This window comes from Xanthomonas sp. WHRI 8932A (assembly GCF_035012785.1).
Classification (GTDB): Bacteria; Pseudomonadota; Gammaproteobacteria; order Xanthomonadales; family Xanthomonadaceae; genus Xanthomonas.
Genome location: NZ_JAYGQQ010000009.1, coordinates 1 through 14,969, shown reverse-complemented (window position 1 = coordinate 14,969; position 14,969 = coordinate 1). Strand labels below are relative to the sequence as shown.

Annotated in this window: 13 protein-coding genes; 2 read left to right on the top strand and 11 right to left on the bottom strand. The window is 60.2% G+C overall.

Annotated elements, in window-relative coordinates; genetic code table 11:
• Window positions 1-73 precede the first annotated feature (73 nt).
• Complete coding sequence (locus VC212_RS15330; RefSeq protein WP_323520080.1) at window positions 74-1,351, top strand: carbohydrate porin; 1,278 nt, start codon at window positions 74-76, stop codon at window positions 1,349-1,351.
• 341 nt (window positions 1,352-1,692) lie between these two features.
• Here VC212_RS15330 and VC212_RS15325 read toward each other — a convergent pair whose 3' ends face one another.
• The 6 genes from VC212_RS15325 to VC212_RS15300 form a co-directional block, all read right to left on the bottom strand.
• Complete coding sequence (locus VC212_RS15325; protein ID WP_323526265.1) at window positions 1,693-2,073, bottom strand: hypothetical protein; 381 nt, start codon at window positions 2,071-2,073, stop codon at window positions 1,693-1,695.
• Window positions 2,074-2,277: 204 nt separating this feature from the next.
• Window positions 2,278-2,733, bottom strand: coding sequence for a hypothetical protein (locus VC212_RS15320; RefSeq protein WP_323526264.1), 456 nt, complete (start codon window positions 2,731-2,733; stop codon window positions 2,278-2,280).
• 309 nt (window positions 2,734-3,042) lie between these two features.
• Entirely contained in the window at window positions 3,043-3,183 is a 141-nt protein-coding gene (locus VC212_RS15315) for a hypothetical protein (protein ID WP_323526263.1), read from the bottom strand.
• Between the two features lie 362 nt (window positions 3,184-3,545).
• Complete coding sequence (locus VC212_RS15310) at window positions 3,546-3,998, bottom strand: hypothetical protein (protein WP_323526262.1); 453 nt, start codon at window positions 3,996-3,998, stop codon at window positions 3,546-3,548.
• A 1,817-nt stretch (window positions 3,999-5,815) separates the two neighbouring features.
• Window positions 5,816-6,355 carry a hypothetical protein gene (locus VC212_RS15305; protein WP_323526261.1) on the bottom strand — a complete coding sequence of 180 codons (540 nt, stop codon included), beginning with the start codon at window positions 6,353-6,355 and terminating at the stop codon, window positions 5,816-5,818.
• 120 nt (window positions 6,356-6,475) lie between these two features.
• A complete protein-coding gene (locus VC212_RS15300; RefSeq protein ID WP_323526260.1) occupies window positions 6,476-6,739 on the bottom strand; it encodes a hypothetical protein in 264 nt (87 codons plus the stop codon).
• Window positions 6,740-8,139: 1,400 nt separating this feature from the next.
• On the opposite strand from VC212_RS15300, the gene VC212_RS15295 reads away from it, so the two are divergent.
• The gene (locus VC212_RS15295; RefSeq protein ID WP_323526394.1) at window positions 8,140-8,433 is read left to right on the top strand and encodes a phage integrase N-terminal SAM-like domain-containing protein; all 294 of its coding nucleotides are present in this window, start codon (window positions 8,140-8,142) and stop codon (window positions 8,431-8,433) included.
• 94 nt (window positions 8,434-8,527) lie between these two features.
• On the opposite strand, the gene secF is transcribed toward VC212_RS15295, so the two are convergent.
• From secF to queA, 5 genes are all read right to left on the bottom strand, one after another.
• Complete coding sequence (gene secF, locus VC212_RS15290; protein ID WP_055851716.1) at window positions 8,528-9,496, bottom strand: protein translocase subunit SecF; 969 nt, start codon at window positions 9,494-9,496, stop codon at window positions 8,528-8,530.
• Window positions 9,497-9,610: 114 nt separating this feature from the next.
• Window positions 9,611-11,455 (bottom strand): protein translocase subunit SecD, encoded by a 1,845-nt coding sequence (gene secD, locus VC212_RS15285; RefSeq protein WP_055851713.1) that lies wholly within the window; start codon window positions 11,453-11,455, stop codon window positions 9,611-9,613.
• Between the two features lie 333 nt (window positions 11,456-11,788).
• A complete protein-coding gene (gene yajC / locus VC212_RS15280) occupies window positions 11,789-12,142 on the bottom strand; it encodes a preprotein translocase subunit YajC (protein ID WP_055851709.1) in 354 nt (117 codons plus the stop codon).
• A gap of 133 nt (window positions 12,143-12,275) precedes the next feature.
• A complete protein-coding gene (tgt, locus tag VC212_RS15275; RefSeq protein ID WP_115513243.1) occupies window positions 12,276-13,421 on the bottom strand; it encodes a tRNA guanosine(34) transglycosylase Tgt in 1,146 nt (381 codons plus the stop codon).
• An 81-nt stretch (window positions 13,422-13,502) separates the two neighbouring features.
• Complete coding sequence (gene queA, locus VC212_RS15270; protein WP_323526259.1) at window positions 13,503-14,573, bottom strand: tRNA preQ1(34) S-adenosylmethionine ribosyltransferase-isomerase QueA; 1,071 nt, start codon at window positions 14,571-14,573, stop codon at window positions 13,503-13,505.
• Window positions 14,574-14,969 lie beyond the last annotated feature (396 nt).

Genomic DNA, 14,969 nt, shown 5'->3' with positions numbered 1-14,969 from the left:
CCGCCAGCGGCTTGCCCACCCACGTGCTGTCGCGTTCGCCACCTTGGCCACGCCCTTTGTTCGGAGTCCCGCCATGACTGCCCTGCCCTCCCGCCGCGCCCATCCCCGCCTGCTGTGCCTGTCGCTCGCGCTGGCGATCGCCCCACTCGCCCAGGCGCAGGACGCCGCCGATGCCTTCAAGCTCAAGCTGGGCTACACCGGCGAAGCCGCCTCGATGATCGACGGCGGCCGCAAGAGCGGCGATGCCTACGCCGGCCAGCTGATGGTCGGCACCGATGTCGACATGGACCGCCTGTTCGGCTGGAACGGCGCCACCATCAAGCTCTACGTCTCCAATCGTCACGGCACCAATCTGTCCAACAGCAGCATCGGCAACAGCACCTCGGTGCAGGAAATCTACGGCGGCCAGGGCACGCGTCTGGCCAACTTCACCCTGCTGCAAAAACTCTTCAACGACCGCCTGGAACTGGAAGCCGGCCGCAGCGTCGCCAACATCCATTTCCTCGGCTCGGACCTGTGCCAGTACTTCCAGGGCAACTCGGCCTGCGGCAACCCCACCTTCGTATTCCGCACCAGCAACTTCACCTATTGGCCGGTCTCCAGCTGGGCCGCGCACGCCACTGCCTGGGTCACGCCCAAGGTCTATGTGCATGTCGGCGCGTATGAAGTGAACCCGGTGCAGGCGCAGGACGGCCAGCACGGCCTGAAGTGGAGCACCGACGACACCACCGGCGTGGTGGTGCCCTATGCGGTGGGCTACAAGAACAAGGGCGGCGACGGCAGCATGGCCGCGATGTACGAACTCGGCGGCTGGCAGGACAACTCCGACTACACCGACCCGCTGCGCGACCGCAACGGCAACCCCGCCGTGCTCAGTGGGCTGGGCTATGAAAACAAGCAGGGCCGCTCGGGCCTGTTCGGTCGCTTCGAGCAGCAGGTTACCAACCCCGACCCGTCCGGCACCCGCGGCCTCACCGTCTTCGGCGCGATCCTGCAAAGCACCGGCGGCCAGGCCATCGAAGATCATTTCGTGCAACTGGGCCTGGTGCAGAAAGGCACCTTCGCCAGCCGCCCGCAGGACAACATCGCCTTCGTGATCACCCAACAGAAATACAGCGACGAAGCGCTGGAAAACCTGCGTTTGGCCCGCGCCTCGGCCGGCGGCACCGGCACCCCGGCCGACAACCAGATCATGATGGAGCTCAGCTACGGCATCCAGGTCACCAAGCGCCTACGCATCGCGCCGAACCTGCATTACGTGATCAACCCCGACCAGTTCAACGAGCCGACACGCACCAACGATCTGAAGAACGCGCTGATCGCGGGCATGCGGATCGATTGGAATTTGTGACCAGTGGAGAAGCTGCGCGCGTTGCGCGCATGCTTGGCCGCCACCATTGCCTGAAGTGAGTGGCGGATGCGTTGCATCTGACTGCAGTGCAACGCATTGCGTCGACTCGGTTGGCTTGGGCATTTGCCGGATATGGCCGACGAGTTTGATGAGCCGCGTCGGTACGCAATCGCACGTAATGAGGCCTTATCGGCCCACCTGGTCGCGCGCAAGCCAGTCGCTGGACACGTAAGATCACGCGACGGCGGATGCCGAAGCTATAACGACCCACCACTGCCTAACACCCTAGTTAAGCTGTGCCGCTAAGCGGCATCGGCTTGAATAAATTGTTAGCACCCAACTTAGTGTGTCTCAAAAGAGTTCCACTGATGCGTGTCGAGTTCAAGAGCGCAATAAGGCTCAAAGACGTAGAGCTCGAGTGGATTTTCGATGGTTATGAAAGCAACTTGTAGAGTGCGCAGATAGGCTTGGGCCTCAGCAAACGAGGTGCCAAACAGTGGGTCTTGCATTGCTTCTGATCTGGTCAATTTCGCAATCGTTGTCCCTGCATGTCTAGAAATGGCTACGCGGAACGCCAAACTTGCATCAAAGTGCGTTTTGCCGAAGACGTGCTGTCGAAGCCGGCCGATCACACTCCGCGAAATACCTACGTAGATTGGCGTGCCGGCCTCAAGAAGCACATAGCAACCAGAGAAATCTTGAGGAATATTGAGCTCTTTCACCAGTGTGCCGGGGCCGATTCCGGATCTCGCGAAGAGAGCCATGTTGAGGGGACAAGCCAACGCGGCACGCATAGCACTCATGTGTGCTGGGAGCACATTGGAGGCTAGCTCTTGAAATGTGTGAGGGCATTCGTGTAGTGGCATTGGGTGCTAACTGTCTGAAATTAAGCCGATCCGCGAAGCTGGTTCGGCTTGAACGAATTGTTAGGCATTGGCCGCAGCTTTGAAGATGCTAGGGCCAACCTCTACAGCGATTGGCTCAAACAAGGTGATGGAGTTGGACTCGGTGAAGAGACCACGCCGCTTAATGGAATACGGAATGTATACGAATCTAGAGAAGCCCTCGCTCTCAAGTAGAACGCGTATGCCGTCAGGAGCAGGCGGCTCGTACTCAAGCGGGATATCTACATTTGCTGCTAGTGCGGCTACGGCAATCGAGCCCTCGGTGGCGCTGGAAGTGAAAGCCTCTCCGAGAAGACGATAGATGTCTTGTGCGGCTGGATTCTCCTCGCCGTTGTAACCGCCGGCAGCCGTCACATTACCGTCAAGGCCGAGCATCGCGCCGAATGGATGAAACTCGCCATCGCTGCTGAGCATGGTCTCGCCGAAGTCGATGCAGTAGGTCAGAAGCTCATAGAGCTTCTCTGGGGATGCGGTCATGTTTGTTCCAATGCCTAACGCCTGAGTTAAGCCGAGCCGCGAAGCGGCATCGGCTTGAATGAAATGTCAGGCCGCGTACCGACTGCCCCTGAGCACTTTTACCGCACCAATTCCTTACCCGAAACAGTCGTGTTATCGATTAGCTGAGTCCCGTCCCAGGAGATCGTGAAATGTGCGGTGGAAAGCCAAATCTCGCCCTCGCCGGACAGCTCACAGATCACCGTAATCTCGGTGTCTCCGCGAACCATAACGGCTTTTATCGGACCATCACTTTCCCAGTACGTATGTGGTGAGGAGCAATGCGAAGAGTCAAATCATCTGCGTCCGATCCGCAAGAATAAGGGGCCCAGCCCACCGCCCCACAAAGCTATCCGGCACGGCAGCGATGTCGCTATCCGCGAACGCCGAGAGCGGAATCAGCAACGTGGCGATGAAAAATGCAGTATTCATTGCTCTCCCTGGCGGCCTAACGGGTGAGTTAAGCCGAGTTGCGAAGCGGCTTCGGCTTGAATGAGTTGTTAGGTCTCAGCGCCATCGACAGTAATGGCCTTGAGACCTGCTTTGTGCAGGGCGGCATTTGCCCGAAACCGTATGCGGCTGCAGCGTTCACGAATTTCATCTGGTACTGAGTCTGTGCAGGAGCAATTCGAGGCTAACCAGCGCAAGTCATCCAAGTCCAGCCAGAGGGCTAAGCGGCCTTGCTCCAACTCGCGAGACTGATCAGTTGGTTCTACGGACTTGGAGTTACCTGCCATGAGACCTAACACCTGAGTTAAGCCGCGCCGTGAAGCGGCGTCGGCTTGGACGAATTTTTAGGCCGCACCTAGGTTGGCTGCGGCCTGCATGACCAACTCTACTGCCTCAACAGAAGTCCAGGCCACGTCAGGTGGTTCCAAAGAAAGGATATCGACGATGTCGCTTCCTGAGACTATGGAGTAGTGGCAAGGCGTCCGTCCGAAGGTAACCGCCTGCACAGAGTCCGCCGCCCACTCCGAGTTCTCGACTTGCAAGAAAGGGAACGTCCAGTTGCCGCCGGGTGACTTTGGTAGCTTCGAAACTCCCGATTCGCCAGGCCACTGATGGGCGAACTCCTCGTGCGTTGCCACGGCCTCGAAACCCTCGAAGCGCAAGACAAGCAACTGACCATTGCCAAAGTCTCCACCACACACAACAGTCATGGAGCCGGCGAAGTGCTGGAGGATAAACACACCCGAAAGATATTCAGGGACGTGTTCGATCGGACGCCAAGACTTGAACGTTTGCATAGATGTGCCTGAGCGGCCTAACGCCTGAATTAAGCCGCGCCGCGAAGCGGCGTCGGCTTGAATGAATTGTTAGGCTGCTCCTGGAACGGCTGCGCCTAAGTGCTTCTCTAATCTGGCGTACCGAACCGAAGGCCGTTCAGTGTGTGCGTGCAACACACGCAGAATGGTGTCATGTCTTTGGATCTCAGGTTTGAGTTTACCAGTTGTAGAACGCCGTCTTCATCAATGTATAGTCCGCTGAAATAGCTACTTTCGTCGACGCGCACGAACTCCTCCCGCTGTTCTTCACATCGTGCGACAAGCCAAAATATCGGATCAGTTGTGTCTAGCCGTGACTTGGCCTCTGCGTATATTTGATCCCAAGGCTCACCAACCTTTGACAGTAGAAAGCGAAAGAGTGGCGTGTAGTCACGGCCGTGCTTTAGCCGACCGTTCATCGATTCGCGCGCCACTTCGCTGCTAGTCGACTTCTGCGAGTTCCGACTGTGCCGAAACTCTCCACCTATGCCGTGTTTCACGCCATGAGTCCGAGTGTTGACGGAACGGTAAAGAGGAGATGTGCGCATGTGTTGTGCAGCCTAACGCTTGAATTAAGCCGAGTTGTGAAGCAACTTCGGCTTGAATGAGTTGTTAGGCAGTGAGTGGCCGCAAAGGTTGGATGGTGCAACCATGCTCCCCAGCACTGCCGCCTGGACCGAGTGTGCCACAGCTTGCGGGAGGGAGCTTGCCCAGCGATGCAGTGGCGCGTGATGCCACCGAAGCCAACTGCACCGAGCGCAGCGCGGGAGCGACGTGCCAAGGCGAGCACCGAACTTGCCGCAACCAGCAACGGTGATGACTGCTGTCCGGAGCCTACCGCATGCACGCCTGCGAACTCACCGAAGCGGCAACCAACAACGCATTTGCTCCGCAACGGCCTAACGCCTGAGTTAAGCCGCGCCGCGAAGCGGCTTCGGCTTGAATGAATTGTTAGACCCCGTCCGAGTTGCTAATGAACACGGACCAGGGGCTTGGGTGCTGGGAAACGTAGGACTCTAAGGCTTGGATCCCATCCCCCTCGAGTATCACTCCGGCGTGGTGGCCATTAGGCACGCAATGCCAAGGCTTTCGCCAAAACTCTACCGAAATGATCCTGAGATCCACCGCGACTGTAGGGCCAGATTCCTCCAACACGAAATCGCCGTTGGAATAGCTCTTGAGTTCTGAAAACAGCACGGTAAAGCCGGTTCCTATGGGCACGTCATATCGGCAGTTGCTTGTGACAACAAACCTACCGTCACCTAAGGATTGCAGAACGATAAGAGATGCGTCGCTCATGGTGATCTTGTTGAGGGGCTAATGTTTGAATTCAGCCGCCGCCGAAGGCGGTCGGCTGGAATGATAGGTTAGGTGGAATTGACACCGCTCACCTGAATTGACGGTCGTAGGCGGCCACATGCTCGGGGAACAACTGACCGTACAGAGGGGTACGGAATGCCAAACACATTGACCTCAGCATACGGCTCCTCAAGTTGGCCAGAGTAGTCGAGGATGCCCACACCCTGGCAAGGTATTGAAACCCCAGTCTCAGTTCGGACTGAGAGGTGCGAGTTGGACTGATCGGCATGATTGGATGCGCAATCCGATTGAATGGAGGCGTAGGCCTCCAACGGCTCGAAGACTCCGAATGCGACACCCATTGGCGCGTCGCCCAACTCCAGTGCCGAATAGACAACCAGAACGGATCTTGCGAAAACAGCGAATCTTGCCATGTGCCACCTAACACCTGAGTTAAGCCGAACCGCGAAGCGGTTTCGGCTTGAATGCATTGTTAGGCCTCATGCTTGTGCCCAACGGCTGCGGACATGCTGACAAAGCTCAAGTAACTCAGTGCAACGTGGCCGCGATGCGGTATTTGGGATGTCGGCGCCATCGATATGCTCGACGTTACCAACAATGCGAGATGGCACGTCATAACCCTCCTTGAAGTGCTCCTTGGTCCACTTCGGGGTCGGATACCTTCCGGCCCAAATGACGTAGCGCTCCGCATGACGCATTAGCTGTGCCTGGTCTTCCGAGAAGAAATCATAGCCAACGAGGTCAACCACATTGTGGCTGTAGATGTCCTCCGGCCGCCCGATCTTAGCCTTGAGATAGTACGCCTTGCACAGTAATTCTAAGGCGAGCGACAGCAGAAACTCAGCTGTAGGCAACAACATGATCGTTTCAAACGTTGGGTCAGCAATCTTCGCGTCGAACGAGCGTAAACAATGCCCCGCGCTCGACTCAAACTGTCGAGATCTAAACTCCCACGCCGCATCGTCAAAAGCTTGTTCATCGCCTTCTTGTCGCCAAGTTATGGAAGAACCGCTCTTCATGAAGCCTAACGTTTGACATGGGCTGCATCCAGCGAGCGTAGCCCGTTGAAGGTCAGCTCGATGGAAGGCTTAGGTGTCGTGCGCGCCACGTGCCAAGCGATTTCTTGGCTGCTCTCTGGGCTATGCATCAATATCGATTTCCAACTCTTCGCGTTCGATTGTTCCGAGATCGGGCCGCTCATAGATTTCCTGCGGGTTGAAGACAAGCGAACTTGGATCGCCCTGGTGCTGCCTGAAGACTGGATCCTGCATTGCTACTCGAATGACTTGGTGATGCACATCGTTTAGGTCAGAGGCCATAACAAAGCCGAACATCGAGAACGAATTTGGTACCCCGTTCAAGATTAGCCCAAAGCCTTCGTACAACACTTGCCAAGCAAGCATGTGGGTTCCCTTCAATTGTTTCTAACGAGAGCGCTTGGACTCTTTGGTTCGACGCCTAACGTTTGAATTAAGCCGAGTTGCGAAGCAACTTCGGCTTGAATGAGTTGTTAGGCAGTGAGTGGCCGCAAAGGTTGGATGGTGCAACCATGCTCCCCAGCACTGCCGCCTGGACCGAGTGTGCCACAGCTTGCGGGAGGGAGCTTGTCCAGCGATGCAGCGGCGCGCGAAGCCACCGAAGCCAAGTGCAACGAGCGCAGCGCGGGAACGACGTGCCAAGGCGAAGCGCCGAACTTGCCGCGGCCCACAAAGGTGATGACTGCCGCCCGGAGCCGACTGCATGCACGCATGCAAACTCACCGAAGCGGTAACCACCAACGCATTTGCTCCACTGCTGCCTAACGCCTGAATTAAGCCGACCCGCGAAGCGGTGTCGGCTTGAATGAATTTTTAGGCCTCACGCGGGATCCTTACCTTCCCACACAGCCTTGTGTTGTTTGCCAATGGCGTCTTGCACGTAAACGTCAAGCTTTCTTAGCTCCCTGATACTCGACCAACTTATGGGCAATCCTGTCGGACTGATCTGACAGCTGCGACTTTCGCCTATGTCGATTCGATTCTGACCGGGCGGAGCGAAGTTCACGAACAGCCCCGGCTCGCCAGATGGGCGGATCAATACATGATTGATTGAAATGGGGCGCTTGCCGCTGTTGGAAACGCTGATATTAAGGTTGTAGATGCCTATAGGATCCTCGACAGGAACTGCCCGAACTGATACTACGTGACGATCTCGGTACAGCGTAAGGAAGGAGACAATCAAAGAGATCACAGAGGCTAAAAGCGCGAGGTAGGCAATCTGGTCGGATGTCATATGAGGCCAAACGCCTGAGTTAAGCCGCGCCGAAGGCGTCGGCTTGAATGATTGGTTAGGCCGATGGCCCGTGAGAAACGAACTGCAGCGACTCCATTTGCAAGCCCCCCCACCCCCTGATAGTTAGGCGCGACCGAATAAAGGAGACAAGAGCATAACGCCATGCTCCTCGACGCCAGTTTCTGCCTTTTGAGCCGCGGTGAGAACCACGAGCTCAACTACGCCCTGCGTCCGTCCATCCTCCAGGGTCACCGCATCTCCCACTTGAACTAGCGATCCATCTGCGTAAGAGAGCATTGAACGTTCCACCACGGCCTAACTTCCATTGGACCGCCTAAACGCGGTGTTGCACCTAGTATCCGTAATCCGCGGACGCGAGGGAATAGGCTCTTTCCAATGAATATCAATCACTTACCTGATAGCCGGGACTACGCCCAATTTCTATGCTGGTGCTGTTACCCAACTGTTGAGCAGTCGTATGAATTACACCCAGGGAGATGGAGGCGTAACAGCGCGGTCGGGGCCGAAGCTGTTGGATCAGGTGCGCGACCGCCCGCGGGTACGGCACTGCAGCCTGCACACCGAGCAGGCCTATCTGGGCTGGATACGGCGCTTCATCCTGGCCAGCGGCAAGCGTTATTTGGTGCAGATGGGCCAAGTGGAGGTCGAGGCGTTCCTCACCCGCCTGGCGACCAATGCACAGGTGTCTGCGGGCACACAGGACCAGGCGTTGGCGACGCTGTTGTTTCTCTCCTGCACCGTATTGCGTATCGATCGGCATCACGTGTCCGACGAAATCCCTAGGTTTCACAATCTTGAGTCGTGACATCACAGTGCATAACCGTGAACTAGGCGTCCACCGCCAGAAACGAAAAAACCGCGCAATGCGCGGTTTTTTCGTCACACCTTTTGCCAACCGATCAAGGACGACGCGCCAGCGCCTCCACATCCTTGGCCTTGGGCAGCAGATCCTGCTTGGTCACCGCAAACGGCCCGATGCTCAGCATCGGCACCGCCACGATCACCGAGGAGATCACCACGATCACCGCACCGATCATGTGCGTCTCGGCCAGACCTTCCATCGATTCGCCGCCGTAGATGTACAGCGCCAAGGCCGACAGGAAGAACATCACCGCGGTGATGATCGTGCGCGACAGCGTCTGGTTGATCGAACGGTTCAATACTTCCAGCGGTTCCACACGCAATCCGCGGAAGTTTTCGCGCACACGGTCGAACACCACGATGATGTCGTTGATCGCAAAGCCCATCACCGACAACAGACCGGCCAGCACGGTCAGATCGAACTCGCGACCGGTCAGCGACACGAAGGCCACCGTGACCAGCAAGTCGAACAACGCCGTCACGCTGGCCACCACCGCGAACTTCCACTCGAAGCGGAAGGCGATATAGATCAAAAAGCCCACCAGCATGAACACCGTGGCGTACACGCCGTTCAAGGCCAGGTCCTTGCCGACCTGCGGGCCGACGAACTCGCCGGGCTGCACGGTGGCCGGATTCTGCTCGGTGCTGACCGCTTTGCGCACTTCTTCGGCAACGGTGCGCGCAGCATCGTCACGGTTGTTGTGCTGCTCGCGCGCCTGCAGACGGATCATCACCTCGTTGCCGCCGCGGGCGTTTTGCACTTGTGCGTTTTCGAAGCCGGCCTTGGACAGCTGCTCGCGCACCTGGTCCACATCCACCGTTTTCTGGAAGCTGGTTTGCACCAGCGTGCCGCCGGTGAATTCCAGCGCGTAATTGAAGCCCTTGCCGACGATGATGCCGACCGAAGCGACTGCCAGGATCAGCATCAGGATCAGCACCGGCTTGCGCGGGCGCATGAAATCGATCTTGGTGTCGTTGGGAATGAGATGGAGCGGGAACAATTTCATGGAAAAGATCTTCCGTTTAGACGTTGCGCACCCTCGGGATGCACAACGCTTGCGAAGGGATTCATCCCTCGACCGCTACAGCTCTGCTGCAGGGGTCGAGGCCGGACTCGCATCTCAAATAGCGACGGTCTTCAGCTTCTTGCGGCTGCCGTAGATCAGCACCGCCAGCGCACGCGACACGGTGATCGCGGTGAACATCGAGGCGAAAATACCGATCATCATGGTCAGCGCGAAGCCCTTCAACGGGCCGGTGCCGAACGCATACAAGGCCACCGCTACGATCAAACCGGTGAGGTTGGCGTCCAGGATGGTGCCGCCGGCCTTTTCATAACCCGCGGCAATCGCCGACTTGGCCGGCACGCCCAGCCGCAATTCTTCGCGGATACGCTCGTTGATCAGCACGTTGGCGTCCACCGACAGACCGACCGACAGGGCAAGGCCAGCAAAACCCGGCAGCGTCATGGTGGCGCCGAACAGCGACATCACCGCCACCACGATCAGCAGATTGAACAGCAGCGCCACCGAGGTGATCGCGCCGAACACGCGGTAGTAGATGGTGAAGAACACCAGCGTGAACAGGAACGAGTACACCACCGCAGTGACGCCACGCTCCACGTTTTCCGCACCCAGACTCGGGCCGATCACGTATTCCTCGACAAAATCCATCGGCGCAGCCAGCGAGCCGGACTTCAGCAACTTGGCCAGGTTCTCCGCTTCCACCTTTTCCAGACCGGTGGTCTGGAAGTTCTTGCCGAACACGCCGGCAATGCGGGTCGGCGACAAGGCTTCTTCCTTGACCCGAACGCTGCGCACTTCCTTGCCGTCGACCATGGTCACGGTGGGGATGCGCTCGATGTACACCACCGACATCAGCTTGCCGACGTTGGCGCTGGTGTAGTCGAGCATGCGCTGGCCGGCGACGTTGTTGAGCGTCACCGACACTGCGGGCATGCCGTTCTGGTCATTGCTGACGCTGGCACTGACCATCTGGTCGCCGGTCACCAGCGCGCGCTTGTTGAGCAACACCGGCGCACCGGTATCGCGCACGCGGTAGACCTTGGCTTCGGGCGGGATGCTGCCGCTGCGCACTGCGTCTTCGGCATTGCCGTCGACCACCGCACGGAATTCCAGCGAGGCGGTCGCGCCGATCAGGCGCTTGGCTTCGGCGGTGTCCTGCAAACCGGGCAATTCGACCACGATGCGGTCTTCGCCCTGACGCTGGATGGTCGGCTCGGACACGCCCAGCGCATTGACGCGATTGCGCAAGGTGGTGAGGTTCTGCTCGATCGCGCCGCTGGCGATCTGCTTGAGCTCGGCCTCCGGCACCTTCACTGCGATGTTCTGGCCGCTGACGTCGTAGGTCAGCAACGGCTGCGCCTTGGCCAGCGCGGTGCGCGCCGCATCGGCGCTGGCGCCCTCGCCCAGGCTGATCTGGATGCTGTTATCGCCGCGACGCTCGACCGCCCGATAGGCGATGCGGCCGTCACGCAAGGTGGTGCGGATGTCTTCGGCAAAGCCTTCGATCCGCTTTTCCACTGCGGCCTTCTGATCGACCTGCATGGCGAAGTGCACGCCGCCGACCAGGTCCAGGCCCAGCACCATCGGCTTGCCGCCCAGCTTGGCCAGCCACTCCGGCACGGTGGAGGCCAGATTCAGCGCCACGGTGTAGTTCTCGCCCAGCTGCTGACGCAGCACATCGTTGGCGCGGGTCTGCGCCTGCAACGAGGACAGGCGCACCATCAGGCTGTCGCCTTCCTTGGTGACGGCTTTGGGCGTAATGCCAGCGCCCTTGAGCTCGCCGTCGATGCGGCTGCGCAATGCGTCGTCGAGCTGTGCACCGCGGCTGGCGGTGATCTGCACGGACGGGTCTTTCTGATAGATGTTGGGCAGCGCATACAACGCGCTGACCGCCAGCACCAGCAGGATCAGGAAATACTTCCAGCGAGGAAATTCGAGCATTGCGACAGTCCCGCACAGCACCATCCCGGCGCCGCGCCTAGCAGTGAGAACGACTTCAAGCGGCCAATACAGCGTCGCGAGCGGTCATCCGGTGGATACGGGCAGTGCGCGAAGCGAAAACGCCAAGTGGCGCATTCCGACTCCGTGCACCGACTGCGCCCGCCTGACGGTGCGCGCAGCGGTGGTATTGCAGGCCTTCAATTGCAGCGACGTCTTGAGCAGCCCAACGCAGGCATCGGCAGCGCGCGACGACAGCGGAGTGTACGAGCGGCCCCTGGCGTTTTCGAGCACCGGCCGGCAGCGCCAGACGGTGCTCGATGCCGATAGCCCGACTCAGCTGGCGGACTTCAGCGTGCCCTTCGGCAGCACATGGCCCACCGCGCTCTTCTGCACGCGGATGCGGACGTTGTCGGCCACTTCCACGGTGATGAAGTTGTCACCGATGTCGGCAATCACGCCAGCGACGCCGCCGGAGGTGATGACTTCATCGCCGCGCGCCAGCTTGTCCAGCAGCGACTTGTGCTCCTTCTGACGCTTCATCTGCGGACGAATCATCAAAAAATACATGACCGCAATCAGGATGATCGGCAGCGCGAAGGTGGACAGGCTCCCCATCGGGCCGGCGGCCGGCGCGCCACCGGTGGCTTGCGCCTGGGCGACCGGGATCAGGAAATCGAGCAAATTCATTCAGTGCATCCTAGTTTGGTGCCAGCGCGCCCCACGGGCCCACTCGCTATTCAGGTACCGCCAGAGCGGAACAGCCGGGAATTATGCCATGCGGGTCCCACCCCGTCCGCGCCAAGGGCACGGACGGCAGGGCTCAGCTGGTTTCCCCCGGCAACGGCGGCGTGGTGGCGCCGCGTGCCGCATAGAAGGACCGCCGGAACTGCACAAAGGTTCCCGCCGCGATCGCCGCACGCATGTCTGCCATCAGTTTTTCGTAGTACCAGAGGTTGTGCATGGTGCCCAGCATCGGGGCCAGCATCTCGTTGCAGCGGTCCAGGTGACGCAGGTAGGAGCGCGTGTAGCCGCTGCTGCAGGCATGGCAACCGCAGCCCGGCTCGATGGTGTCCAGGTCGCGTTCGTATTTGGCATTGCGGATGCGCACCGTGCCGAACGAGGTGAAATAGTGGCCGTTGCGCGCGTTGCGGGTGGGCATGACGCAGTCGAACATGTCCACGCCGCGCGCCACGCCTTCCACCAGGTCTTCTGGCCGGCCCACGCCCATCAGGTAACGCGGGCGGTCGGCCGGCAGCTGCGGATGCAGGTGCTCGAGCATGGCGTTGCGCTCGTGCTCGGGCTCGCCCACCGCCAAACCGCCGATGGCGTAGCCATCGAAGCCGATGGCGTGCAGGCCCTCCAGCGAGCGGCTGCGCAGGTCCGGGTGTACCCCGCCCTGCACGATGCCGAACAGCGCCGCGTCGTTGCCCAACCCGTCATGCGCATCGCGCGAGCGCTGCGCCCAGCGCAGGCTCAGCTCCATCGAACGCCGCGCGACCTCTTCGGTGGCCGGGTACGGCGTGCACTCGTCGAAGATCATCACGATGTCCGAATCGAGCACCTTCTGGATCTGCATGCTCTCTTCGGGCCCCAGGAACACCCGCGCGCCATCGGTGGGCGAGGAAAAGGTCACGCCCTGCTCGGTGATCTTGCGGCGATGGGCCAGCGAGAACACCTGAAACCCGCCGGAATCGGTGAGGATCGGCCCATCCCAGCGCGCAAATCCGTGCAAGCCGCCGTGGTCGCCGATCACATCCAGACCCGGGCGCAGATACAGATGGAAGGTGTTGCCCAGGATGATCTCCGCCCCCAGCGCGCGGATCTGCTCGGGCAGGATGCCCTTGACCGAGCCATAGGTGCCCACCGGCATGAACGCCGGGGTTTCCACCGTGCCGCGCGGAAAAGTCAGGCGGCCACGGCGCGCGTGGCCGTCGGTGGTCTGAAGCTGGAACTGAAGTCGGGACATTGAAAGGCCGGGAATGGGGAGTCGGGAATCGGGAATGGGAAGAGCGGTTGGCAGGTGGCTGATCGTTCGGCGGATACCGCCTTACGATTCCCCAATCCCGATTCCCCATTCCCTGCCCCACAACAACATCGCATCGCCGTACGAGAAAAAGCGATAGCGCTCTGCGATGGCGTGCGCGTAGGCGGCGAAGATGCGCTCGCGGCCGGCGAAGGCGGAGACCATCATCAGCAGCGTGCTTTCGGGCAGATGGAAGTTGGTGACCATCGCATCGACGCTGCGAATGCGGTAGCCGGGCAGGATGAAGATCTGGGTTTCGCCGGCGAAGGGCAGCAATTCGCCATCGGGTGCGGCATCGGTGGTGCGCCAAGCGCTTTCCAGCGAGCGCACCACCGTGGTGCCCACGGCGATGACGCGGCCGCCACGGGCATGCGTGCGACGCACCTGCTCCACCAGCGCGGCACCGACGTTGAGCCACTCTTTATGCATCACGTGCTGGTCGAGCGCATCCACCCGCACCGGCTGAAACGTGCCGGCGCCGACATGCAGCGTGACGTGGCCGAACTCGACCCCGCGCTCGCGCAAGCGCGCCAGCAGTTGCTCGTCGAAATGCAGGCCGGCGGTCGGCGCGGCCACCGCACCGACCTCGCGCGCAAACACGGTCTGGTAGCGCTCGCGATCTTCCAGCCCCGGCTCACGGCGGATGTAGGGCGGCAGCGGCAGGCGGCCGGCCTCGGGCAGCCACTGCTCCAGCGGCAACGGGATGTCGAAGCGCAGCAGATAGAACTCGCCATCGCGCCCCAGCACCTCGGCCTGGCCACCCGCGTCGAGCGCGATCAGGCTGCCGGCCTTGGGCGACTTGCTCGCGCCGATCTGCACCCGCGCCTCGCGTTCGCCCAGCAGGCGCTCGATCAGGATTTCCACCCGCCCACCGCTGGCCTTCTGCCCGAACAGCCGTGCCGGAATGACGCGGGTGTCGTTGAAGATCAGCAGATCGCCCGGCTGCAACAGCTCGGGCAGATCGCGTACCTGGCGGTCGCTGAACTCTGCAGGCGCTTTGGGCACCACCAGCAGACGGCTGGCCGCACGCTCGGCAAGCGGCGCCTGGGCGATCAGCTCGTCGGGAAGCGAATAGTTGAAATCGGACTTCTTCAAGGCGTGGCGGTGCAGCGGTTTGGGGGCGCTAGTTTAGCGGGACATGCTGAGGCAGGTTTGGCAGCCTTTTCCTCCAAGCAAACAAGACCCGCGGAGGTCGCGGAGGTAGCAGATCCTTCTCCCGTCGGGAGAAGGTGGCGCGCAGCGTCGGATGAGGTGCAAGCGAAGCCTCATGGAGTTGAAATGCCACATGGGCTTCGCCCCGTACCCTCACCCCAACCCCTCTCCCGAGGGGAGAGGGGCTTGAGCGGCAGCTCGACTGCTTGTCCTTCTCCCGCCGGGCGGGAGAAGGTGGCGCGCAGCGCCGGATGAGGGTACTAGCGAAGCCTCATGGAGTTGAAATGCCACATGGGCTTCGCCCCGTACCCTCACCCCAACCCCTCTCCCGAGGGGAGA

Coding starts and splice junctions, on each gene's coding strand:
- VC212_RS15330 (WP_323520080.1), top strand. CDS start 74: ATGACTGCCCTGCCCTCCCGCCGCGCCCATCCCCGCCTGCTGTGCCTG.
- VC212_RS15320 (WP_323526264.1), bottom strand. CDS start 2,733: ATGACCGCATCCCCAGAGAAGCTCTATGAGCTTCTGACCTACTGCATC.
- VC212_RS15315 (WP_323526263.1), bottom strand. CDS start 3,183: ATGAATACTGCATTTTTCATCGCCACGTTGCTGATTCCGCTCTCGGCG.
- VC212_RS15310 (WP_323526262.1), bottom strand. CDS start 3,998: ATGCAAACGTTCAAGTCTTGGCGTCCGATCGAACACGTCCCTGAATAT.
- VC212_RS15305 (WP_323526261.1), bottom strand. CDS start 6,355: ATGAAGAGCGGTTCTTCCATAACTTGGCGACAAGAAGGCGATGAACAA.
- VC212_RS15300 (WP_323526260.1), bottom strand. CDS start 6,739: ATGCTTGCTTGGCAAGTGTTGTACGAAGGCTTTGGGCTAATCTTGAAC.
- secF (WP_055851716.1), bottom strand. CDS start 9,496: ATGAAATTGTTCCCGCTCCATCTCATTCCCAACGACACCAAGATCGAT.
- secD (WP_055851713.1), bottom strand. CDS start 11,455: ATGCTCGAATTTCCTCGCTGGAAGTATTTCCTGATCCTGCTGGTGCTG.
- yajC (WP_055851709.1), bottom strand. CDS start 12,142: ATGAATTTGCTCGATTTCCTGATCCCGGTCGCCCAGGCGCAAGCCACC.
- tgt (WP_115513243.1), bottom strand. CDS start 13,421: ATGTCCCGACTTCAGTTCCAGCTTCAGACCACCGACGGCCACGCGCGC.